This window comes from Vibrio sinaloensis, assembly GCF_000808535.1.
GTDB lineage: Bacteria > Pseudomonadota > Gammaproteobacteria > Enterobacterales > Vibrionaceae > Vibrio > Vibrio sinaloensis_D.
Window position 1 is genome coordinate 272,650 of record NZ_JWLV01000001.1, and the last position, 24,177, is coordinate 296,826.

22 protein-coding genes and 1 pseudogene are annotated in these 24,177 nt (G+C 45.7%); 10 read left to right on the plus strand and 13 right to left on the minus strand.

Annotated features, from left to right (window positions below; all coding sequences use genetic code 11):
* Positions 1-55 precede the first annotated feature (55 nt).
* The 5 genes from yccS (at position 56) to RJ47_RS01255 (ending at position 5,050) form a co-directional block, all read left to right on the plus strand.
* A complete protein-coding gene (gene yccS, locus RJ47_RS01240) occupies positions 56-2,212 on the plus strand; it encodes a YccS family putative transporter (RefSeq protein WP_039480657.1) in 2,157 nt (718 codons plus the stop codon).
* A gap of 137 nt (positions 2,213-2,349) precedes the next feature.
* A complete protein-coding gene (locus tag RJ47_RS21165) occupies positions 2,350-2,556 on the plus strand; it encodes a hypothetical protein (protein ID WP_156143289.1) in 207 nt (68 codons plus the stop codon).
* Between the two features lie 54 nt (positions 2,557-2,610).
* On the plus strand, positions 2,611-2,898 hold the full coding sequence (locus tag RJ47_RS01245; RefSeq protein ID WP_039480660.1) for a hypothetical protein: 288 nt from the start codon (positions 2,611-2,613) through the stop codon (positions 2,896-2,898).
* Positions 2,899-2,980: 82 nt separating this feature from the next.
* Positions 2,981-4,240 (plus strand): hydroxymethylglutaryl-CoA reductase, encoded by a 1,260-nt coding sequence (locus RJ47_RS01250; RefSeq protein ID WP_039480663.1) that lies wholly within the window; start codon positions 2,981-2,983, stop codon positions 4,238-4,240.
* 144 nt (positions 4,241-4,384) lie between these two features.
* Positions 4,385-5,050 carry a PilZ domain-containing protein gene (locus RJ47_RS01255; protein WP_039480665.1) on the plus strand — a complete coding sequence of 222 codons (666 nt, stop codon included), beginning with the start codon at positions 4,385-4,387 and terminating at the stop codon, positions 5,048-5,050.
* Here the strand turns inward: RJ47_RS01255 and luxQ are convergent.
* The 6 genes from luxQ to RJ47_RS01285 all read right to left on the minus strand — a co-directional run bounded on the left by luxQ (position 5,047) and on the right by RJ47_RS01285 (position 11,341).
* The gene (gene luxQ, locus RJ47_RS01260) at positions 5,047-7,599 is read right to left on the minus strand and encodes a quorum-sensing autoinducer 2 sensor kinase/phosphatase LuxQ (RefSeq protein ID WP_039480668.1); all 2,553 of its coding nucleotides are present in this window, start codon (positions 7,597-7,599) and stop codon (positions 5,047-5,049) included. The genes RJ47_RS01255 and luxQ overlap by 4 nt on opposite strands.
* The gene (locus tag RJ47_RS01265) at positions 7,599-8,696 is read right to left on the minus strand and encodes an autoinducer 2-binding periplasmic protein LuxP (protein WP_039480671.1); all 1,098 of its coding nucleotides are present in this window, start codon (positions 8,694-8,696) and stop codon (positions 7,599-7,601) included. Before RJ47_RS01265 ends, luxQ begins: the two co-directional genes overlap by 1 nt.
* A 215-nt stretch (positions 8,697-8,911) precedes the next feature.
* A complete protein-coding gene (locus RJ47_RS01270) occupies positions 8,912-10,072 on the minus strand; it encodes a conjugal transfer protein TraF (protein WP_038216971.1) in 1,161 nt (386 codons plus the stop codon).
* A gap of 69 nt (positions 10,073-10,141) precedes the next feature.
* Positions 10,142-10,453 carry a GIY-YIG nuclease family protein gene (locus tag RJ47_RS01275; protein WP_038136746.1) on the minus strand — a complete coding sequence of 104 codons (312 nt, stop codon included), beginning with the start codon at positions 10,451-10,453 and terminating at the stop codon, positions 10,142-10,144.
* Positions 10,454-11,113, minus strand: a complete 660-nt coding sequence (locus RJ47_RS01280; protein ID WP_039480674.1) for a YceH family protein — start codon at positions 11,111-11,113, stop codon at positions 10,454-10,456. It abuts the gene before it with no gap.
* A 33-nt stretch (positions 11,114-11,146) separates the two neighbouring features.
* Positions 11,147-11,341 carry a hypothetical protein gene (locus tag RJ47_RS01285; protein WP_038137366.1) on the minus strand — a complete coding sequence of 65 codons (195 nt, stop codon included), beginning with the start codon at positions 11,339-11,341 and terminating at the stop codon, positions 11,147-11,149.
* 188 nt (positions 11,342-11,529) lie between these two features.
* On the opposite strand from RJ47_RS01285, the pseudogene RJ47_RS01290 reads away from it, so the two are divergent.
* Positions 11,530-11,853 (plus strand): annotated as a pseudogene (locus RJ47_RS01290) (DUF496 family protein); the annotation flags it as partial.
* Positions 11,854-12,154: 301 nt separating this feature from the next.
* Positions 12,155-12,406 carry a YgjV family protein gene (locus tag RJ47_RS01295; protein ID WP_038136740.1) on the plus strand — a complete coding sequence of 84 codons (252 nt, stop codon included), beginning with the start codon at positions 12,155-12,157 and terminating at the stop codon, positions 12,404-12,406.
* Between the two features lie 61 nt (positions 12,407-12,467).
* Here the strand turns inward: RJ47_RS01295 and RJ47_RS01300 are convergent, their stop codons facing one another.
* Positions 12,468-13,085, minus strand: a complete 618-nt coding sequence (locus tag RJ47_RS01300; protein WP_038190593.1) for an OmpA family protein — start codon at positions 13,083-13,085, stop codon at positions 12,468-12,470.
* A 223-nt stretch (positions 13,086-13,308) separates the two neighbouring features.
* Here RJ47_RS01300 and RJ47_RS01305 point away from each other — a divergent pair, with 223 nt between their 5' ends.
* Entirely contained in the window at positions 13,309-13,929 is a 621-nt protein-coding gene (locus RJ47_RS01305; protein WP_039473941.1) for a thiol:disulfide interchange protein DsbA/DsbL, read from the plus strand.
* 18 nt (positions 13,930-13,947) lie between these two features.
* Positions 13,948-14,421, plus strand: coding sequence for an FKBP-type peptidyl-prolyl cis-trans isomerase (locus tag RJ47_RS01310; RefSeq protein WP_039480677.1), 474 nt, complete (start codon positions 13,948-13,950; stop codon positions 14,419-14,421).
* Positions 14,422-14,464: 43 nt separating this feature from the next.
* Here RJ47_RS01310 and RJ47_RS01315 read toward each other — a convergent pair whose 3' ends face one another.
* From RJ47_RS01315 to nrdD, 5 genes are all read right to left on the minus strand, one after another.
* Positions 14,465-14,851, minus strand: coding sequence for an NUDIX hydrolase (locus RJ47_RS01315; RefSeq protein ID WP_038136730.1), 387 nt, complete (start codon positions 14,849-14,851; stop codon positions 14,465-14,467).
* A gap of 189 nt (positions 14,852-15,040) precedes the next feature.
* Positions 15,041-15,685: an ATP-dependent zinc protease gene (locus RJ47_RS01320; protein ID WP_038190602.1), complete on the minus strand. Its 645-nt coding sequence runs from the start codon at positions 15,683-15,685 to the stop codon at positions 15,041-15,043.
* Between the two features lie 89 nt (positions 15,686-15,774).
* Positions 15,775-16,956, minus strand: coding sequence for an aromatic amino acid transaminase (locus RJ47_RS01325; protein ID WP_039480680.1), 1,182 nt, complete (start codon positions 16,954-16,956; stop codon positions 15,775-15,777).
* Positions 16,957-17,124: 168 nt separating this feature from the next.
* Positions 17,125-17,595, minus strand: coding sequence for an anaerobic ribonucleoside-triphosphate reductase-activating protein (gene nrdG, locus RJ47_RS01330; RefSeq protein WP_039480683.1), 471 nt, complete (start codon positions 17,593-17,595; stop codon positions 17,125-17,127).
* An 83-nt stretch (positions 17,596-17,678) separates the two neighbouring features.
* Complete coding sequence (gene nrdD, locus RJ47_RS01335) at positions 17,679-19,799, minus strand: anaerobic ribonucleoside-triphosphate reductase (RefSeq protein ID WP_039480685.1); 2,121 nt, start codon at positions 19,797-19,799, stop codon at positions 17,679-17,681.
* Between the two features lie 293 nt (positions 19,800-20,092).
* On the opposite strand from nrdD, the gene RJ47_RS01340 reads away from it, so the two are divergent.
* Entirely contained in the window at positions 20,093-20,980 is an 888-nt protein-coding gene (locus RJ47_RS01340; RefSeq protein ID WP_039480688.1) for an endonuclease/exonuclease/phosphatase family protein, read from the plus strand.
* A gap of 47 nt (positions 20,981-21,027) precedes the next feature.
* On the opposite strand, the gene RJ47_RS01345 is transcribed toward RJ47_RS01340, so the two are convergent.
* Positions 21,028-24,177: an efflux RND transporter permease subunit gene (locus tag RJ47_RS01345; protein ID WP_039480690.1), complete on the minus strand. Its 3,150-nt coding sequence runs from the start codon at positions 24,175-24,177 to the stop codon at positions 21,028-21,030.

Sequence of the window (24,177 nt, forward strand, 5' to 3'; positions counted from 1 at the left end):
TACCATTGACGAACAGGCTATACTGCCTGCATCAAAACTTACAAGTAGACGAGACGTGCAATTATTTAGTCAGTTACGCCTGTACTGGGCCAACAAAACCGTTAACTACAGCTTACTTATCCTTGTGACGCTGTTAGGTGTCGTCATTCCAACTTGGTATTATGAGCTGAACTCCCTCATCATTCCTTTGATTCTCGGGATCATTGCCGCGGCGCTTGCAGAGAGTGATGATAAGTTCACGGGCAGGATTAAGTCGATCACGCTCACCCTGATTTGTTTCGCCATCGCCGCTTTCTCAATTGAACTGCTGTTCAATACCCCTGTTTTCTTTGCGATCGGCTTATTTACCTCAACCTTCGGCTTCATTATGCTAGGCGCCATTGGTCCTCGCTATGCCAGCATCGCATTTGGTTCATTGCTGATTGCCATCTACGCAATGCTTGGCGCTCACGAAAGCACTAACCTTTGGTTTCAACCATTGATGTTGCTGTCTGGTGCCGCATGGTATTTCTTTATGTCGATGCTCTGGTCGGCGTTTTGGCCAATGCAGCCTGTCCAGCAAAGTTTGGCAACCGTCTTTCTTCAACTGGCGAATTACCTTGACTCCAAAAGTCAGCTTTTTCACCCAGTTAACGACTTAACCCCTCAGCCTCATAGAATCGAAGAAGCGCGCCTAAATGCCGCCACCGTCAATGCGTTAAATACGTGTAAGATGACGCTATTAACCCGCTCTAAACGCGGCCACGTTGACGGTGCGTCTGACCGTTTTCTCAACATCTATTTTCTAGCACAAGACATTCATGAACGCGTCAGCTCTAGTCACTATCGATACCAAGAGCTCTCGGCGCACTTTGAGCGCTCTGATGTTCTGTTTCGCTTCAAACATCTACTAGAAAGCCAGGCAAAAGCGTGTCGCGAGATCGCTAAGTCAATTCGTTTAGGTAAAGAATACCAGCACAGTGATGAGTCTATCGTCGCTCTTGACGAGGTAATGAACTCACTCAACTATCTTCAGCAACAAGAGAAACCCCAATGGCGCTCGCTGATCAATCAGTTGAACTATCTGTTTAATAATTTGGCCACCGTTGAAAAGCAGTTGAGCAACGTTAACAATCCGGATGCGAATAAACTGGAAGAAGATGTTCTCGACGATACTGAAGCCCATACCATCAAGGCGATGTGGCTGCGCATAAAGTCCAATCTAAACAAAGATTCGATGTTGTTTCGCCATGCCGTTCGTATGTCAATCGCCCTCACGTTGGGGTATGGCATTATCCAAGGGTTCGATATTGAACGCGGTTACTGGATTCTTCTTACTACCCTCTTTGTTTGCCAACCCAACTACAGTGCGACTAGGCAAAAACTCGTCGCTCGTGTCATAGGCACGCTTGCAGGGTTACTGGTGGGCGTACCACTGCTGACTTTTTTCCCGTCTCAAGAGAGTCAACTGGTGTTTATCGTTCTATCCGGTGTCGCTTTTTTTGCGTTTCGTTTGGCAAACTATGGCTATGCGACGGGCTTTATTACCGTTTTAGTCTTGTTTTGCTTTAACCAACTGGGCGAAGGCTATGCGGTTGTCTTGCCGCGCCTTGCCGACACCTTAATTGGCTGCGCGCTTGCAGTTGGCGCGGTGGCGTTTATCTTGCCCGATTGGCAATCCAAGCGTTTGCACAAAGTTATGGCGGAGGCGATCAACGCTCATCGAGCCTACCTTGCGCAAATCATTGGTCAGTATCGTATCGGTAAGAAGGATAACCTATCCTATCGCATCGCTCGACGTCACGCCCATAACCAAGATGCAAACCTGACCAATGCAATCAGTGCGATGTTGGCAGAGCCCGGCAAGTACCGCAGCGCCACTGATGAAAGTTTTCGCTTTTTAACCCTAAGTCACGCGCTATTGAGCTATATCTCTGCACTGGGCGCGCATCGACAACGCATTGACAATGAAGATACGCACCAGCTGGTATTAGATGCTCACCGAACCATCCATCAACATTTGGAGGTGCTCTTTAATCAGTTGAATGAACACTGCGAAACATGTGAAACCGCCAGTATCGATGACCCAAATCTAGAATCGCGTTTATCTGAGTGGCGAGAAGAAGATGACAATTCAGTCAGAATGGTGCTTCAACAGCTCTACTTGATCTACCGAATGCTGCCAGAGCTTCACTCTTTGGCCGCCAAATTCGCGGTAAGAGTGACTCATTAGAAACGAATTTAGCGCCGTTATGGAAGGAGGCAAAGTGAAGCCTCCTTCACCTAACCCTTACACTACCTGACAGTTTTCGGACAATTATTGAGCAGTCAAGCATAGACTAGAAATAAATCAATCAATTGGAGATGAGTGTGAAAGGAGAACACTCAAGTCCTAAGGTTCGGAGGCAGAATACGATGACCCCAATCCAGTTTGAATTATTTAAACAGCAGATTAGCCAGCTCACACCTCAGCAGCTAAAGGCATTACGCGGTGAAATCAATAACACGTTAGAGGACAGTTCAAGTACGTTAATCACTGACGAAGAGCTAAACCTGATCTCTAGCTTGTTTTCTTAGCACAACTTGCTCAAAACACAAATTCACCTTAAGCTTTAATTAAGGGAGGTGTGTATGGCCGTGTCAGTTATTCAATCAGGGCATCAGTTGATTGATCAGTCATCGAAAATGGCTGAGGAAGCGGCGCGCGACGTTAATCTTACCTCTTCACTTCCGCAAGTCGAAAACGACAAATCTCTCGATTTCAACAAAGTTGAGTTTAAAGCCCCAGCCGTTCCCGACCCTTCTTATGTTGATTCAATGGTCAAACTTAGCCAAGCCTCTCAGTACAGTAAAGTGGGAACCAACATGCTACAAAGAGACCAAGAGATGATCGGCACACTGTTAGATATTCACGTTTAAATTGTAGCAATCCATAAACAACGGTTGTTATCCCTATCAGAGCCGTTAGAATCCCCCGATAACTTTTATATACTATTTCGCTATGCCCAAATTAAATTTGTCTTACCGCGACCTGCATCCAATCTTCGATCAAGGTCCGCACGCGGACGAGTTAGAACAATTACTCAGCCCCCGTTTTGAACGCCCTTCCCTCCGATTGACACCAAGCCCTTACATCAGCCAAAAGACGCTCGAAAAACGTTGGCAAAAAATAGATCCTCTCACAGAAAAAAAACACCTGTTGGATGAGCACACCCTTGAACATGCAGAGCACTACAACAAAAATATCGAGCACTTTATCGGCACGGTGAAACTCCCTGTCGGTATCGCCGGGCCGCTGCGTGTGAATGGCCTCTATGCCAACGGTGATTACCTTGTACCACTCGCGACCACGGAAGCAGCTTTGGTGGCATCTTACAATCGCGGCTCCCAGCTCATTACTGCTGCAGGTGGATCCAGTGCGATGTTGATCAATGAAGGGGTAACGCGAACGCCAGTTTTTGCTTTCCATAACATTGCAGATGCAGGCCAGTTTGTTGCTTGGGTCGTTACGCAATACGATCACTTTAAGCAGGTAGCAGAGTCGACGACCTCTCACGGCAAGCTGCACGACATCAATATCAACATCGAAGGGAATCACGTCTATTTAGTGTTTGAGTTCCACACTGGTGACGCCTCTGGACAAAACATGGTGACGATAGCGACAAACGAAGTCTATCGATACATCCTTGAACACGCGCCTATCGAGCCAAAGGAATCATTCCTTGATGGCAACTTATCGGGCGACAAGAAACCCAATGCGCATACCATGAGGCATGTCCGCGGTAAAAAGGTCACGGCTGAAGTCACCTTATCTCGACACTTGGTTGAAAAGTATCTTCATACTACGCCAGAGAAAATGGTCAAGTTTGGCCAAATGACAACCACAGGATCGGCCCTCAGTGGTGGAATTGGCGTTAACGCTCACTACGCAAATGCACTGGCGGCACTTTACATTGCATGTGGCCAAGACGCCGCTTGCGTGTCGGAATCTGCAATAGGCATAACCCGCATGGAGTTAAACCCGCAAGGCGCACTCTATGCGTGTGTGACTTTACCTAACATTATGGTCGGGACCGTCGGCGGCGGCACAGGACTACCAAGCCAAAAAGCGTGTTTAGATATTTTAGGGTTACACGGTAACGGAAAAGCGAAGGCATTGGCAGAAGTCGCCGCTGCACTTTGTCTCGCCGGTGAGCTCTCTATCGTTGGCGCATTTTGCGCAGAGCACTTTTCGAAAGCTCATCAAAAGCTCGCCCGGTGATCGAAAAACAGTTTGGATATGGGGCTGACTGCACTCAGCCCCTTGTTCAAAATGTGCGGGGTATCAACTCCTTATCCTGTAGTTATGCGGTCAATGTCGAAATTTTGTATAGTTTCGTCATTCACCTCAATGCACTACAACACAATGCCTAGCAAAGAAGATTCAATAGAAGAGCTCGGGAATTTACTTCAACCTGGGAGTAAACTCTCAGCGACCATTCATTTTGGTCCTGATGACCGCTATTCGTTTGCCACCACGTATGTTGGGTGCAAACTTCCTCAGTTTTTAATTGTTGATTTACCGACAAAGGCGCGGGAAGCACTGATCATTCGAAAACTGAGCAACACAGAAATTGTTGTCCGAGCGATAACCAATACCAAGTTGGGTCATATCATCGCGTTTAAATCGACCATCATTGTTAAATCTTCGACTCCTTCCGCGCTGCTTTTTCTTCGAATGCCGACTCATTTCGCCTCAAAGCCAATAAGGCAACATGAGCGACATTCAATGGACCTTCCCGCTGAGCTTAAAAGCCAAGATGTCACTTATCATGGCAAATTAGTGGACTTTTCGGCGTCAGGATGTGGCTTTTTTCTCTCAGGCGAGAATGAGTTGACCACAAACAGCGTCATCGAGCTGCAAAGTGCACTTACGGAGTTCTTACCGGAGGGAACTAAACTGAGTATCGTAAACATCACCAGAGAGCGTAACGGGCATAAATTTGGCATCAAATTTAATACTCCCATCAATATTGATGATGAGCTAAAGCAAGCCTTGGTAGAGCACGCTTACTTGGCAAGTCGGTATTAACGCTCGATGTCGATAAACTTCTCTTTAAAATAAATCATCGCTTTGTTCAGGGCTAACTCTTTGATTGGTTTAACAATCACGTAATCGGCACCACTGGCGATAAACGCTCGCTTGGTATCTTGCATACCGTCTGCAGTACACGCGAAAATGGGCACATTCAGCCCAAGTTCTTCTCGAATAATTCGAGTCGATTCAATGCCACCTAAGCTAGGGAGTTGATTGTCCATCAATACCAAGGCGACGTTTGGATCATCGCGCAGATAGTCGATGGCGTTGTGACCATCTTGGACCCAAGTAACGCTCATGCCATACTTTTCGCAAAATGCCTTTGCGATAAAAGCATTGGTGTGGTTGTCTTCGACTAACAAAACGTGCAGCGACTCGTCAAACAGCGACTGAGGATCAACAAGTAAGCTGTTTGGCTCAACATTGCGCTCCCCGATGTACATATCCATGGGGATTCGCGCCACGAGTGTCGTCCCTTTCCCCACTACACTGTCAATGGAGATGGTACCGTTCATCAGCTCAACCAAACTATGAACAATTGCCAGCCCCAAGCCACTTCCGCCATACTCGCGTGTCGTGGTTGCTTCCGCTTGAATAAAGGGTTCGAAGATGGTTTTAAGTTGCGGCTCTTCAATACCAATTCCTGTATCTTTCACCACAATTTCAAGCTCAAACTGCTGCTCTGTTTCGATGCTCGACAATTCAACACAAACCTGACCTTGATGGGTGAACTTGATGGCATTGCTCACAAGATTAAACAGAATCTGGTTCAAGCGAACTTGGTCACTGTTGGCCCACATCTGTGATTCGATATCACTGCGCATAGAGAGTTCTATCCCTTTTTCAACGCACAGTGGCATGAATATTTTCTCGACAGTGGTTTCAAGCTCGATTAAACGAAACTCATTGGTTTCTATGTTGAACTTTCCCTGCTCGATTTTAGAGAAATCGAGAATATCATTAAGAACAGCAAGCAGATGCTCACCACTGTTACACAACACGTCAACGTGCTCCAATGCTTCTTGTTCATTCAAGCTGTGTTTGAGTAGTTGCGAAACACCTAGAATTCCATTCAAAGGGGTGCGTAACTCATGGCTCATTTTCGCTAAGAAATCCGCACGCACTCGCGCTGACTCTTCCGCTTCTTCTTTGGCTGCTTGGCTCTGTTTTTCCGCTTCAACGAAGCTCGTAATGTCTTGCCCCTGAGCCATGATTTGCTTGGTGGCATTGTCACTAATGATCGGTGAAAGATTCCAGCGATAAGTGATGCCGCCAATGGTAGTGTTCACACCTGTTAGGGTCGCACCTTGAGCACACATTTTGACGTGATGAGACAATGCCTCAACCAAGCGCTCTCGTGAGACTTCGTCTTTAAAGCAACGTTCTGCCGCTGGGTTATACCGAAGCAGCTGACCATCGTCGGTGCTCCACAAGGTGATAGGTGAAAGGGAGAAATTAAATAGATCGGCAAACTGTTTTTCTTGCTCGTTGAGTCGCTTAAATGAAAGTTCAAAGCGTTGACCGATTTGGTTAAACTCTTCGATACCTGATCCAGCAAACTGATGTGTTTTCTGTTCAGTAAACGTCGATTCGATGAAGTCCATCAACTTCTTCAGTTCTAGCGAGACTCTTTTCCCAAGCCATAGGCGTGTCGATATCGCAATGAAAGCAATCATGACGCCTGTAAACAACATCCACAAGTATTGGCTTTTTACAAAATGTTCGATGTGATTGTTGCCTTGAACGGTATAGACCGATAAGAAGGTAGGTACACCAGCAATGGTCAGGTCGGTCCGCGACACCATGTAGCTGCTGGTATTGAGCGATTCAGAAGACTCTTCAAGTAGGGCAACATAACGGAAATCATCAATTTTCTTACTTGATGCGATCACTTGAGATCCTACCGCAAGAATAAGCTCATCCGCATTACTTCCTTTGGTGATCGCATTGACCAGCGAGAAGTTGTTGTTCAGGACAACACCAATATAAAGATGCGCGACCACCTCACCATTAGTTAGGTTCACAACTGGGGAGCGGCGCATCATCAAATATCGCATTCCCATGCTTGATGGGGTTTGTGAAATATGCCAAGAATTTCCCGTAACAACATCAGTATTCAAGTGCTGAAGTTGAAAAGGAGAAATCCCATAAAATTCTGCATTACCGTCATCCCAAAACACCCCTTCACCACTGGCCAGAAATCGGATGTCGGGCGCTAAATTAGGCAGAATCTGATCAATACTGGTAAAGAATCGGTCTATCGCCATCTGGTCTCGGCTGACGACGCCATTTATTAAAGAGACGCTTCGTGAGTAGCTGTCTTGCTGTATCTCTAGAGCTTTCAGGCGGAAGTTGAAGATTTCTTGGACGAGGCTTTGGGTCTGAGTTTTTGTACGCGCGACTTCCTGCGCGACAACTTCTCGGTTTACTTGGAAGTTTTGTAGCACCATGACCAAGGTCAACACACCGATGGTCAGAAATATTGAGTTAGTAAGAAGCGTGGCGAGCTGATAACGCCGTCCACGCTTAAATATCTTCATCATTAAAGATCAGAGTACCTGAATGCACGTTGCTTTAATTTTTCAATTTTGATTGGGCTATCTTGCTTGGTTACCAACTCAAAATCACCCGAGTAAACCACTGGTACTTGTTTACCCTCAATGTCCCACTTGATCGCTTCTGCCATTGCAATGCCGGTATCATCATTCATGCGCATAACGGTCACATCGAGATCACCGTTGGCAATCGCATCGAGTTCTGCCGTTCCCCCACCCCAACCATTCAACAATATGTCAGTGCGGTTTAATTCTTTAAGCGCATCTGCTGCTCCTAAAGCCACATCGGTAGAACAAGCGTAAATAAAACTTAGGTCCTTATCACTGCTTAGCGCTTGAAGTGCCGTTTTATAACCAGACTCCCTTGTCGCCTCAGTGTAAAAAGAGGACGAAAGTTTGTAGCTGTCATGGTGGCTCATCTCTTCGATAAACGTATCACCCCGAGCATAGCTCACATAGCCTTCAGAGAAATACAGCACCGAGTAGCGGCTATCTTTCTTAACCGTTGACTTGTAATACTTCTCTAACAACCTTGCGCCATGGAGGTGATCGAATCCAACGTATAAAAAGGGTTGATGATTGTCCCATGCGCGAACTGGCGTGGTGATGTTCTGCAAGATGAGCTTTGTGTCCGTCGAACTCATCACGTGTTCAATGAACTTGCGATGGCGCGTTGTATCAAGTGTGAAAATTAAATAATCCGTATTATTTTGTATGGCCTCTAACAGCGAAAGGCTCTGCTGCCTAACATCAACATTTGGGCGAGTGAACACCTGATTAATGCTGTAGCGAATACCGAGCTTCTCAAGGCGAGTCTCGAACGCTTTAATGTTGCGGCTCCAATAGTCCGAGACCTGCTGCCCAGGATAGACGACAGAGATCGAAATTGGTTTACTCTGAGTTAAACTTACAGGGACGGGATAATCTCTGACCGCATCGGTCAACGCATCCGTCAGCTGCTTTTGTGCTGGATGCTGTTCCAAGTAGCTATCGTATTGCCAATAACCATTGAGAACTTGAGTGGTATGCGCTTGTGATACTGCCGACGCGAGTGCCAATAAAGAGAATAGTGAGGCTTTATACATTGGTGATTATTCTTCCTACACTTATCGAAATCTTATTTCAGTATAATGATTCATACCAATCTTGGTAGCATAAAAACCCTCTAACGTGTTGAGTGTTCATTAAAACGACGGATTCAATAAATTTCATTTCCTTTTGTGTTTTCAAGCGCTTAACCGTGTCAAATTAAAGTCTCAAGTCATTAATTTGACACGGTTCTTTACAAACTTATTGCACCCTAGAATGTAAACGCGAGATTGCCTGATAAGCCGAACTGATTGTCTCCGGCATAGCTACCAGCAAGATCAATACTTACAAGATCGCCCGGACTAATCCCCAATCCGGCGGTAAATGAATTATCTAACGTGTCCTCCATATCCATTTCGTACCCGGCGCGTAACTGTGCCCAGCCCCAAGCATTTCCTTCAACGCCCATTCGCACAAAACGTGTGTCATCATTTGAACCAGAAAAACGTTTTTGTGTCGTAACATCAAAATCTAAGGTCGCTGTTAACAGCTCCGTGGCATAAGAGCCTGAAATGGTCACTTGCGTATCTAGCTTGTACTTGTCCGTTTTGTCTTTGGTTTCGATTTCTTGAGAGAGAAGATCTTTGATTGCGATGCCAGCGCGGAAGTCGTTATAAAACCATACCGCGCCCAAATCTAGGTTAAATGCGCTTTTTGACGTTTCGCTTTCGTCGTAGTCACTTAAATCAAAATCTTCAACGGTCAATGTTTCACTGTAGGTGGTCATTTTTTGGTATTTCGGAGTCACACCGAACGAGAAGTCTTGACCGGCAACGGTCATGCGTTTCGCTAAGGCAACGCCATATTCAACATAGCCAAACGCGGCCATATTGACATTTGAGTTGTTGTAGCGGTCGGCTACTCTTAAATCTTCATCGACGATACTGGTATCGGACTCAGCAATATCGGTTTGTGCGATGATTTCAGCGTAACCACGAGTGTAGAAGTTGCCAGAAACCAATCCAAATGGGACGGCAACGGCCAATCCGCCGCCAACACTCACAGCCAAAGGTTTGTCGTCAGATAGATTATCCAAATGAGTGTTTAGGTCATTTCGGAGGCTAACATTGCTGCTGCCACTATCTTCGTATTGTTCGATAGTGTCTTGCAGGTCGTCTAACGTTGTTAAAGACTCATCTGTATCTCGCGCCGTAAAGCCAATGGCTGGCGCCAAGATGCCAAAGTCATCTTCATCACGATAAACAGCAGTGAGTGCTGGATTATAGAAAGGAGCAAGGAGATAGTCGGCGCTGGTGACGCCAGTGTTGCCCATTGCATTGCCTCGACCATCGGCGACAAGGTTTGCTGCTGAAGCGGAGGTACTAATAAGGGCGCAAGCCACTGCGGTGGAAAGTAAGTGTCGTTGTTTCATAATTCGCATCAACCTTCTTATTTATTTGCATAATCAAGGTTAATACATTTGAACTAATTTGATGCTTAATTATTCCACTGATGTCACATCAATCACATTTATTAGTTCAATATGGCCTTTCACTAACTGTTCTTTTTTGGATTTTGGCCATTGTTTGATTTGGTATTCTATCTTCGATGCGATACTGCGCGACTCAACCACGTCACTCTGCCAAGCCAAAGAAAGTGGCCCTTTCCCTTTTAGCGCTTTTGCGCCTTGACCAGATACATGCATTTTAAAACGCCGCTCTACATCTGTAGTGATCCCGCAATACAACGCGTTAGAAGCAGTACGGATTAGGTAAACATACCAATCCGTACCGGAATTCGAAGGTGCAGACATTTAGCTTGTCAACTGTTCAACGCGTTGCTTGAGTTCAGCCAACTCAGACTTTAGCTGTGCGACTTCATTCTCAAGTGCCTCAATACGCTCGTTATCTTGGCCAACGTTTGGCAATGCCGCAGAGGCATCAGTAAGCACTTCAATATCAACCTCACCGCTAAATAAGTGCATGTAGCGCGATTCACGTTTGCCCGCTTCACGTGGCAACTTAATCACTAATGCGCCCTCTTCACGTGCTGCCATTTTCTCTAGCACCGCTTCAACTTCTTTGACGTCAGTAAAGTCCGCAAGACGATTGGTCCGCGTTCTTAGCTCGCCTGGCGTTTGCGGACCTCTAAGCAGTAGGCAGCAGGTGATGGCTTTTTCTTGTTTGGACAACTTAAGATCACCAAACTCTGTGTTACAAAAACGATGCTGGAACTTGCTCGCACGGCTGTTAAAACCGCTTTCATCACTGACAAGTCGCTGCGCGATTAAGGCATCAACAGCTTGCTGAACATCGAGATCACTCAACGACATGACTGGCTCACGGTTGCTCTTTTGGTTGCAGGCGGAGGTCAAACTATTCAGGGTTAGAGGATAGTAATCTGGCGTGGTCACCTCTTTTTCGATAAGGCAGCCTATGATTCTCGCCTCAATAGGACTCAGTTCGATATTCATTATTATTTCCTTATTATGCGCTTACAAAGCTCACTAGTGCTCTGCAAGTAGGGGAACTTTTTTCATGTTGCCATCTTCGTCAATCATAACGATCTTAGTTCGATTGAGCTCGACCTCGGTGATTTCTTGTCGAGTTCTTTCACTTCGATATGCTTCAATGAGTTTTTGTGCGGGAGATGGCGTCACCATTTTTTCTTCTTTCGTAACTATAATGTCAGAAGTAAGCATGTCTTTATTGCATTCGATGTCACTGTATTTTCGAATCATATATCGAACGGTAGGCGAGTCTCAATCACCAAATTACGAGATTGGCGATAAAACCGTCAACATACTGTAATGATTGATCTTAAGACTGTTATCGCCCCTAATGATGTGATTTAATCGTTGGTAGTTAAAGGTAAAATCAGGAAAGAAAACCTATGAGTGGTGTATTTGAAATCGTGTCTCAAGCACGTCGTAAGAACAAACTGAAACGTGAGCTTATTGATAACGAAAAGAAAGTTCGTGATAACCGTAAACGTGTAGACCTATTAGAAAACCTACTTGACTACATCAAAGCGGATATGAGCAACGAGGAAATCGTTGGTATTATCAAAAACATGAAAGCGGATTACGAAGATCGTGTCGATGATCATATCATCAAGAGCGCGGAAATCTCTAAAGAGCGTCGTGACATCAGCCGCCGTATTCGCGAACTGACTGAAGAAGACAAGCAAGTAAGCCAAGGTAAGAAAAAATAATTCCTGCCGCTATTACTCTGTTTGAGGCCTACACATTGTGTGGGCCTTTTTATTGCTCGCTGCACGCCGATTCCAACATAAATCGTTATAATAATTCACTAAATAGCGCTAAACGTTTGCGTAATCGCTAACCTTCTCCGTTCACAAAATTCTGACTTTCATCACACATTTACCACTGCTATATTTGATTTCAGACAGACAACTAGACCATTCGAGGCATGGAGCTTCCTCACTTATCTCACGAAGAGAAGAATTGGTACCGACACTGACACTGATCGGCAAACTTTAAGAGGGTCAAATAATGGAAATGAATATGGTTGAAATTCTAGGTTACGCAGCTTCTATCATGGTTGCAATTTCACTTACCATGAAAGATATCGTAAAACTGCGCGTGTTGAACTTCATCGGCTGTGCTCTGTTTACCGCTTACGGCCTAATGATTGACGCTTGGCCAGTTGTGGTAACTAACGGATTTATTGCGTGTGTGAACGTCTATTTCCTAGCGAAGATGCAAAGCGAAAAAAAGTCTGAAGACGCGAAAAGCGCAGCCTAAAAAATTTGAAACCCTAGACATTGTCTAGGGTTTTCTTTTTTACTTCCCAGAAACGAAGCTATTAGTTATTCGAAACAATGAATAACACCTCAACTCTTCGATTACATGCCTTACCCGCACTTGATGCATTTGAACACGCCGGAACGAACTCTCCATAACCGCGAGTAAATATTGAATCCATCGCGACGTTGTTACGAACCAGCTGTTGCTTGACCGCTTTCGCTCGCTTCATAGAAAGACTATCGTTAAACGAAGGTGCCCCCGTGCTATCGGCATGGCCGTCAATGACAATATCAATACCCGGTTGTGTCGCTAGATACTCACCCATCATATCCAACCAATAGGCGGAATCGGGCATCACTTTCGATGACCCCGTATTGAACTTGATGGTATCAGTCAACTTGACCATGATGTGGTTGCCAGGCAGCACCTCGTAGTCCACACCATTTTTAAGCAAAAAACTTTGCAAATCCTGATAGTGCGGTGCACGTTTTTGTCCTAGTGGACCTCTCACGTCTGACGCGGTTAACTTAGGATCCGCGCCCCACTCTGGATACTTAACTTCAAAATCAGTCTTTGGTGCCGTATCGAGCATATCATCGGTCATGTTGGCGATGTTCTGCGCCATGTTTGAACATCCTGATAGCAAGATTATCAGAGGCAAAGTTACATATTTCATCTCTACACCATGAGTTCCGTTTTACTACAAATACTGTATCGACAGATTTACCAAATCTTTAGTAAATTTTAGCCTCTTTTTAAACAGATTGACGCCGTTTCCCCGAAACAATTTGGTAATAAAATCAGCCTCACAACTATTTAGTTCTGCGTATTGAAAGAGTAAAATCCTAGCACTGATTCATCGTGCATCATGTTGCGCGAACCATTTTGAGAAATCGATTATGAAAAAGCTCTTCACCTTGCTGACGATTTTAACAGCTACGGTTTTAGTTGGCTGCTCTGACAGTAATACGCCGCAAGAAGGCAAGCAATACCAACAACTGCCTGTTAACCTCGCTACGTTTCGTTTACCTCAAGTCACGGAAGTCTTCTCGCTAAACTGTGGCCATTGCCGAAAGATGGAGGCTGTCCTCCCTCAATTAGAAGAACTGACCCAACAATCTATTGGTAAAATTCATGTGACCTTTAACGAGAGCGCACAAATCGCGGCCATGATCTACTACACCGCAGAGATGCAACTTGGTAAAAAACCGGATCATGAGTTCATGAATGCGCTATTCGCCGCGACCCAAATGGGTGATGGCGCGACATTAGCTGACAAAAAACAGGCCATTGACGATGCGTTCCAATCTCGCGGGTTAATTAGCCCATATGAGCTAAACGAACAACAACAAGAGCAGCTCTTTGAGGCAATGAACCTAGCACAAGATATTACTGAGAAAGGTCAAATTAACTCTGTGCCGACTTTTGTCGTCAACGGCAAATACATGGTTTTGACTGCTGGTCATCAGGACATTGAAGGCATCGCAAACACCATCAATTATTTAATCAACCAACCTTAAACAAACTGGACGTTATCAATGTCAAAATTTATTTTCCCAATTGTCATTTTGGTTTTAGCGGTATTCATGATTTACCGCACGTGGAATAACAACAAAGCGGGTGAAGAAAACTTTGCTGCTGGCCAAGCATTTTTATTGGAAAACGGTAAGCAAGAAGGTGTTGTTACCACAGAAAGTGGCCTGCAGTACAAGATCTTAGCTAAAGGTGAAGGCACTGAGAAGCCAACAACAAGTAACACTGTCAAAGTTCACTACCACGGCACGCTGATTGACGGCACCGTTTTTGATAGCTCTGTAAACCGTGGTGAGCCAATTAGCTTCAAATTGAATCAAGTGATTAAAGGTTGGCAAGAAGGCCTTACTTACATGTCTCCGGGAGACAAATTCCGCTTGTTCATCCCGAGCCCACTTGCTTACGGGAAAGGTGGCACAGGCCCTATTCCACCAGCATCGACCCTGATTTTTGATGTCGAACTGCTAGAAATCAAGTAATGAACAAAAGAAGCCAGTCACATGACTGGCTTCTTTGTATTTGCTAGCAAAACTCAGGGAGCTTCTTATGAATAAACTCTCTATCAGCTGCGTAAAACTCTTCAACGGGTAGCTCTGTTGGTGCCAACCACTTAAAGGTTTGCTGTCTTTGTTCATCCACTTGAGTCGGCTCAACTTCCTCTAGTGCTTTCAATACCGCGTAGTAAATTCTCCCACCGTATTCGTTGACGTTGGAGAAGGTTGCAACGTGCTTTAGGCCTTGAAGCTGGGTTTCTTCATACAACTCTCTGATCGCAGCGTCTGTCCCTGATTCGTTGTTTTCCACTTGACCACCTGGGAACTCGACCACCATCCCTTTCGCTGGTCTAAATCTTTCTTGTACCAACACCTTTCCATCTTTGACTACCACCGCCATAGATAAGTGCTTCATGCCTGACTCCTTCCATTCCATATAAAAAACTGGCGTCGCCGCCAGTCCGTTTGTATTGGGATCACTGTTGATTGGCGTGGATGATATCGCAATGTGTGTGTTCTTGCTTATGAACTAATTCACATTTATGGTTTTGCAGCACAAAAAAACCGGCTTCTTTTCAGTTGCCGGCTTTTCGTTGGTTATTGATTACTTGTGTTTGTCTTGGACATATTGCTGGCTTACGTCCACAACTGCGACGTCTTTGAAGAAGCTACGCCCCAATAGCAGTGGGAATGTAAGATGAGTACGATCAGCTAAAGTGAACTCTGTTTTCTCTTTAAGATCACCAATTTGAATCCATGCATCAACGACCGCGCGCTCTTGCGTGCCATCGGCACTCGATTGACGAATTTTCACCCAACGCTGAACAGGCAGTGCAATTTCTTTACTCTTGTGCCCTTCATGTTCAATTTTGAACTTAACCCAATCTTTACCATCTCGTTCAAAAGGTTCGATGTCGACAGCGCTGATCGATGAGGTGGTCGCGCCTGTGTCGATACGAGCTCTAAAGTTTTGCTCTAACCCTGGTACATAAACCCATTCCTTCTCACCAAGAATCAGCTTACCATCTGAAGTTTTCTTCGCTTTTAGGACAACCTCTGGTTGTTTTGGTTTTTCCGCAGGTTTGGTTTCTTTAACCACTTCTTTTTCTTCGACCTTTGGCTCTTCGACTTTAGGCTCTTCAATTTGTGGTTTTTGTTCTGGCTCAACTGGCGTCTGCCCCGTTGTTGTACACGCCATTAAACCGCCACTAAGCATAACTGGAATAATTAGCTTCCACGTTTTGTTCATTCGATCACCCAATTCAATTGACAATAGTTACACGCAATAAAAAGGCCCACAAAAGTGAGCCTTAGATCCGGAATTAAAAACTCGGTCTATTAAGACACTTTAACAATAGCATCCGCAACGTACGGAATGTCTTTCTCAGTCAGACCAGCGATGTTAATACGACCATCACCCACGCCATAAATTCCATATTCTTCACGTAGTTGTAGCATCTGGTCTTGGCTAAAGCCTAGCACAGTAAACATGCCTTTGTGACTTTCAATGAAATCGAATTGTGAAGTATTGTGCGAATTTCTCAATTCCTCACACAAGGTTTGACGAAGGTTTAACAAACGCTGTTGCATTTCACTTAACTCTTGCTTCCAAACCGCGGTTAAGTCTTGATTTTGCAGGATAGTTTTAACCAAAGCTGCACCGTGATCAGGTGGCATGGTGTAAGTCGCACGAGCAAGTGTCAGTAGTTTACCTTTCGCGTTGCCAACATCTTCCATCGACTTACCGACGACGATAGCCGCGCCAGTACGCTCGCGATACAAACCAAAGTTCTTAGAGCATGAGGTCGTAATGAGCATTTCCTCGACGTTGTCAGCCATAAAACGTAGGCCTTTTGCGTCTTCTTCTAGCCCATCACCAAAACCTTGATAAGCAATATCAACGAAAGGTGTGAAACCATTTTTCTGTGACAATTCGGTGATCGCTTTCCACGCATCGAAGTCGATATCTGCACCCGTTGGGTTATGACAGCAACCATGCAGCAAAACAACGTCTTCCGGCCCAGCTTTGGCTAGGTCATCCAGCATTGCGCCTGCGTCGACTTGTTTGGTATCACGACTGAAATAACGGTACTCGCGAACTTTAAGGCCAGCCGCTTCCATTACTGGACGATGGTTCACGTAACTTGGGTTTGAAATCCAAATCGTCGTATTCGGTTGAGCCACCTTCATCAAGTCACCCAACATGCGCAGTGCACCACTGGCGCCAGGCGTTTGAATCGCGGCGACACGATCCATCGCGGAAGTGCCATCAAGAAGTAAGTTCACCATGCTTTGGTTGAACTCTTCACATCCTGCGAGACCAACATAAGACTTGGTTTTTTGCGTTTCAACAACGATATTTTGAGCTTGCAAAATCGCCTTCATCACAGGCGTTTCGCCCGCGCTGTTTTTGTATACGCCAATGCCTAAGTCGACTTTGTCAGGACGAGGATCGTTACGGTACGCAACGGAAAGAGAGAGAATCGGATCTAAAGTTGGTTTTGGTAAATGTGAGAACATGAAAGTCACAACCCTTTGAAATTCAAGTAACGACCAACACGTTAGCATCTAAATTATAAATCTAGAAATAAAATTTCACTGGCTCAGAGCAAAACAGGATAAAAACCTGTAAACTTTAACATACATTTAACAAATCATATCTCGCACGCAAGCGTGTAAAGTCACTCTTCAACCCAGCTTGAAGGTATGAATAATCTGGTTTGAGCTGCCACGCCATTCAAGGTTGAGGTCTTTTTTGTCCTGTTCAAACTTACCATCAATTAACGTGTCGATGTACTGGATCACCTCGCGTTGTGCTTCGTCCAGCTCCGCCAAGGTGTAACCTGTCCATACCCATATGTCTTTGTCAGGGCACTCAGCTTTAACTCGCTTCACTAACTTGAGAATGTCAGGGACATTCGCAGGGTGTAAAGGATCCCCTCCAGACAAAGAGAGACCACGACGCTTGATTCGTTCATCCTTTAAGTCTGAGATGATTTGGTCTTCTGCTTGCTGAGTAAAAGCCATTCCCGAATCTAATCGCTGAGTAGACTGGTTATAACAGCCACGACATTGATGCACGCACCCAGAAACAAACAAGGTGCAGCGCGTGCCAGGACCGTTGACCACATCCACTGAGTAATATTGGTGATAATTCATCTTCAAACTCAAAAAATAAAGCCCAATAGAGGGCTTAGTCGTTTTCACAATGCCCCACTCATACGAGCGAGGCAAATGGTCAATTACAGGTGCTTAACGCGACGTTTAACTTCTTCTTGCTTACCAAAGTTAAACGGACGAGCATCAGGGCTGCCAAGGTAGCCACAAACACGGCGTGTCACTGACACTTTCGTCGAGTCATGGTTACCGCAACTTGGGCAGGTGAAGCCCTTACTGGTACATTCAAACTCACCGTTGTAACCACACTCGTAACACTCATCGATCGGTGTGTTGGTGCCGTAGTAAGGAACGCGTGTGTAGCTGTAATCCCAAACATTTTCTAGCGCTTCAATGTTGCGCTGCATGTTAGGAAACTCACCGTAACAGATAAAACCACCGCTCGAGATCTCAGGATAAGGCATCTCAAAATCGATCTTGTCGTAAGGGTTTACCTTTTTCTCAACGTCCAGGTGGAAGCTGTTGGTGTAGTAACCTTTGTCGGTTACTCCCTTGATCACACCGTACTCTTTATTGTCGATGCGACAGAAACGGCTACATAAGTTCTCACTCGGTGTTCCATACAAGCTAAAGCCGTAACCTGTTTCTTCAGTCCATTGGTTAACAGCATCTTTCATGTGCTTGATGATATCCAACGCTTTCTCGCGTAATACGGCATCATCGTAAACATGCGCTTCGGTACCAAACAATGCGTTCACGGTTTCGTGAATACCGATGTAGCCCAACGAGATAGACGCGCGGCCATTTTTGAAAATGTCAGCAATGGAATCATCCGCTTTTAGACGAACGCCACACGCCCCTTCCATGTAGAGGATTGGCGCAACACGCGCTTTAACGTTTTCAAGACGGGTAATGCGTGTTTGTAGTGCACGTCGTGCCAGTTTCAGCTTCTCATCAAGCAGTTGATAGAAGGTGGCTTCACTCCCTTTCGCCTGAATCGCGATTCTAGGCAAGTTTAGGCTAACAACGCCGAGGTTGTTGCGCCCCTCGTGAATAAGCTCGCCATTCTCTTCGTAAGTGCCAAGGAATGAACGACACCCCATTGGCGTCTTGAAAGAACCGGTGATTTCAACAAGTTTGTCGTAGTTCAAGATATCTGGGTACATGCGCTTAGAAGCACACTCCAGTGCGAGCTTCTTAATGTCGTAGTTTGGATCTTCCGCTTTGTGGTTAAGACCATCTTTGATGCCGAATACCAGTTTAGGGAATACCGCCGTTTTACGGTTTTTGCCCAGTCCCGCAATTCGGTTTTTGAGGATAGATTGTTGGATAAGGCGCGATGCCCAACTTGTGCCTAAACCAAATCCAAACGTAACGAAAGGCGTTTGACCATTCGCTGTGTGTAATGTGTTCACTTCGTATTCCAAAGACTGGAAAGCGTCATAACACTCTTTTTCAGTGCGCGCCGTTGCGAACGCTTCCGGCTCTGGAATATTCCATTCTTTAGCGATCTTTAAGTGTTTTTCGTAGCTTGTTAGCACGTACGGCTCAAGGACTTCATCAATGCGGTTAATTGTGGTACCGCCATAGATATGGCTTGCAACTTGCGCGATGATTTGTGCCGTAACAGCAGTCGCTGTGGATATAGACTTAGGCGTGTCGATCTCCGCGTTGCCCATTTTAAAACCACTTGTAAGCATGCCTTGTAGATCGATGAGCATGCAGTTAAACATTGGGAAGAACGGCGCATAGTCTAGATCATGGTAGTGAATATCCCCCTGCTCATGAGCCTGTACGATGTCTCGCGGTAGGATATGCGTTTTCGCGTAGTGCTTTGCAACAATGCCAGCTAATAGATCTCGTTGCGTAGGGATAACCTTGCCATCTTTATTGGCGTTTTCATTGATCAAATCAAGGTTGCTTTCCTCGATCAACCCTTCAATTTCTTGAGTAAGCGCACTCTGCTTTTCACGGGCGATATCGCGATCGTGGCGATATTCAATATAAGCACGCGCAAGCTCTTTGTAAGGGCCTTGCATTAGCTCATCTTCAACCAGTTTTTGAACTTCAGTGATCTCAACTTCATCGCGATCTTGTAGCTTTAATTCCACCGCTAACGCCACATTAAGTGCGTAAATCGCGGTTTCTTTGCTATTGTGATCCGCTGCTGCTTCCACTGCTGCTTGGATGCGGTCTCTAGTAAATTCTGCTCTAGAGCCATCACGCTTGATTACGATTGGATTCACTGATTCTCCTTACCCTTAGTATATTCACAGTGTTATCCACAAATACACTATATAGGCTATTTTTTGTTAAGCTGACACAAGATGTTGTGGCGTATTTAACGGGATGAACCGACAAAAAGTATTGATTTCGATCAATAAAAATAGGCCGTAGATTAAGATCAACGCGATCTTAGTGGCACCGATCTCAGGCTGAAAGAAAACCATGAAAATTGCAAAAATGAGGATATTTACGCTTGATTTTTTTCAAGCTCTTATAGGATAAAGGCTGTAATCCATTTTATGAATGTTAGAGTATGACACACACTAAACTGCGCTCACTTTTGGTCACTTTACTGTTGCCCATCTGTTTTTCTGTACATGCCGAAAAGACACTCAACTTTTCCACATGGAATCTAGAGTGGTTAAGTTCCACCCCATCCGATAAATTTCCGCAGTCGCAGCGCTTAGAAAAAGATTATTCAGCGCTCGCAGCGCACTTTTCGTCTATGGATAGCGACATCGTAGCGTTTCAGGAAGTGAATGATGAAAAGGCTCTGCGCAAAGTCATAGGCCAGCAGTATCGAGTCTATTTCTCTACTCGCCGTAACCCAGAGCATGCCGAGCATCAGTTTACCGCGATCAATCAATATACCGGCTTTGCTGTACGCGAAGGCATTTCTGTGATTGAGAAAGAGAGCCTTCAGCTTGACACAAGCCATCGCAGTAAATTGCGCTTTGCGAGTTATGTTGTTATCTCACCGACATCTGACACGCCTATCCACGCGCTGTCTGTTCACTTGAAGGCACGGTGTTCAGGCGCTTTTCGTCACAACGATGCGTGCCGAACATTAAAGAGCCAAGGAAAGGCGCTCAACCACTGGATTAGAGAACGAGAAGCGCGTGGCGAACGTTACATGATTTTGGGTGACTTCAACCACAATATGAGTTACCCCAAGGATTGGCTATGGGAAATCGTTTCACAGGATTCAGCCGCAAAATTGGCAACCAAAGAGACCAAAGCAAGCTGCAAAGTGAGATCGCGCAACAACCCAAGCAAGACTCACCAGTTCCGCTCATTAATCGATCATGTGATTACCAGTGATCACATATCAGTTTCTAACCTCGAGCAGCGTAACTACAAGACTGACGATTTATTTCGATACAAACTCAGCGACCATTGCCCTATTACCCTGACCAAATAAAACAACCCCGCTGATACGTAGCGGGGTTTTAGTTTGGTCAACAAGCCCTAAGCAAAGCGCTTTCTCATTGCGACATAATACAGGACGGGTATCACTAGCAAAGTGAGTACAGTCGAAACAAAGATGCCGAATATCAAGCTGATCGCAAGTCCATTAAATATCGGATCGTCGAGAATGAACACCGCACCAATCATTGCCGCCAGTGCCGTCAACATAATAGGCTTTGCTCTCACCGCGGCCGATTGAATCACCGCTTCTGAAAACTCAACCCCTTCTTCAACTTGTTGGTTAATGAAGTCCACCAACAGAATTGAGTTACGGACAATAATCCCTGCGAGCGCGATCATGCCAATCATCGACGTTGCTGTGAACTGAGCCCCTAGCAACGCGTGCCCGGGCATAACGCCTATAATCGTCAACGGAATTGGAGCCATGATGATGAGTGGGACAAGATAGGATTTGAACTGAGCGACCACCAGCAAGTAAATCAATACCATCCCAATCGCATACGCTATGCCCATATCGCGGAAAGTTTCGTATGTAATGGTCCATTCACCATCCCACAAAATAGAGATGCCTTGCAAACCATCTGGTTGGTTCACATAGAATTGCTCGACATCCATTTTCTCATCGATCGCGCTGCCAATAGTAAACATGCCATACAGTGGACTATCAACCGAGCCAGACATATCACCGACCACCATCACCATCGGCACCATATCTTTGTGGACGATATAGTCATCCATGCGTGTTTGGCGGACAGACACCAAATCAGACAGTGGGTAGGCATGACCATTAACACTGCCCACCTTCATGTTCAGAACTTGCTCTAGCCTTACTTTAGCGCTCTCACTCGCCTGAACTTGAATCGGAACCGGATATTTGCTGTGTTCGCTGTGTAGGTAACTAACCGGTTTTCCACCCACCGAGGTAGCGAGCGCATCAACAATCGCACCATAAGGCACTTGAAAATGCGCAGCTTTGCTTCGGTCGATCACAACTTGCCACTTCTGGTGTGATTCAGGTAAGTACATATCCACATCAACAATGTCTTGTGTACCTTTAAAGATTTGTCGAATCTCACGAGCTGCCTGATGACGAAGCTCCGGTGTTGGTCCGTATACTTCGGCAAGAATTGGCGACCACACTGGCGGCCCCGGTGGTACCTCAACCACTTTGACTTTGCCACCAAACTTTTGCGCGACTTCGTTTAACAAAGGTCGAACGGCAGAAGCAATCTCATGGCTGTCTCGATCGCGCTCTTTCCGCCCAATCAAGTTCACTTGAATATCACCTTGATGAGATTGGTTGCGCATAAAGTAATGACGAACAAGCCCGTTAAAGTTAATCGGCGCGGCCGTACCTGCGTAGATTTGGTAATCGGTGACTTCCGGCACATTATCGAGCTGTGCGCCCATTTCAAATAGCACACGCTGAGTTTTCTCCAATGACGCTCCCTCTGGCATATCCAATACCACTTGGAATTCCGACTTGTTGTCAAATGGCAGCATCTTCAATACAACGGCTTGAACCACTGGCAACATAACGGATCCGGCAATCAGCGCTAAGATCGCAAGCAGCAACATAAATCGATTTCTGCCCTGCGCTTTTGCGGTGACAAAGGGTGACATGATTCGGTGGAAAAAAGTGCCGCCGGCTTTGGACTCTCCATGTGCTGCTGGCTTTAACACCTTGCCAGCTAACCAAGGAGAAACCACAAACGCGACCACCAAAGAAATCAACATCCCCATTGACGCGTTGATCGGAATTGGACTCATATAAGGTCCCATTAACCCACTCACAAACGCCATCGGCAACAACGCTGCGATAACCGTCAACGTCGCTAAGATCGTCGGTCCACCCACTTCATCAACTGCACTTGGGATAAGCTCGCTCAGTTTTGCTTTGCCCTGCGACATATGACGGTGGATGTTTTCAACGACAACGATAGCGTCGTCGACAAGAATCCCGATAGAAAAGATAAGCGCAAACAGAGAGACGCGATTGAGTGTAAAACCCCATGCCCAAGAGGCGAACAAGGTGATCATCAGTGTCACGATGATTGCAAAGCCAACAACAAAGGCTTCGCGCCACCCCATGGTAAGCAGAACAAGAATCACGACCGCGGCGGTTGCAAATGCCAACTTGCCAATGAGTGTATTACTCTTATCCGCTGCCGTTTTGCCGTAATCTCGCGTGATCTTGACCGTGACGCTCTTTGGAATAAGTTGATTTTCGAGCTCTTGAACTCGGCTTTCAATCGCTTGCGCGACGTTAACCGCGTTTTCGCCCGCTTTTTTAGCGATGGCCAAAGTTACCGCTGGGTAAATCTGCTGCTTATCGCTAGTCCATGCGTTTTGCGTGGGCGTGTTGGCCCCCAAGGTGACTTCCGCAACGTCTTGAAGATAGACAGGGGCATTATTATGTAAACCAATCACCAGTTGCTTAACTTCTTGCACACGGGTTAGAAACTGACCAATTTGCACTGGGAACTCTTGGTTATCATGGGTAAGGCGCAGCATCGGTGAACTGTTATTCGCAGAAGGTAAATGTTGGTTCAATTGATCCAATGTAATACCAAAGCTGTTCATTTTCGCGGGATCAAGACGCACATCGACAATGGTGTTGTGCCCCCCGATCGTGTAGATATCGCGAGTACCAGGAATGCGCTTGAGTTCAGTCTCTAATCCATGAGCAACTTGTGTGAGTTGTTGTTGATCTAGACGGCCCGAGTGATCACTTAACGTCAAACTCACAATCGGCACATCCTCAATGCCTTTGGGTTTAATGATAGGTTCACCAACGCCAATGCCTTGAGGCATCCAATCTTTGTTTGAGTAGAGTTTATTATAAAGTCTTACCACCGCGTCATTTCGACTCACGCCAACTTCGAAAATCGCAACGATCATCGCGCCGTCGGGCTGCGAAAATGAATAGAGCTTATCGATACCTTGAATTTCGGAGATGATTTGCTCGGCCGGGGTGGTAACCAAACTTTCGACTTCTTTCGGTGAAGCACCTGGAAATGGAATATAGACATCCGCGAAGGTGACGTCTATCTGCGGCTCTTCCTCTTTTGGTGTGACGATTACGGCAAACACGCCCATTAAGATCCCGACGAGAGCCAAAAGTGGCGTCATCGCGGAGTTTTGGAACGCAGCTGCGATACGACCTGAAATCCCTAATCGGTTATCCAT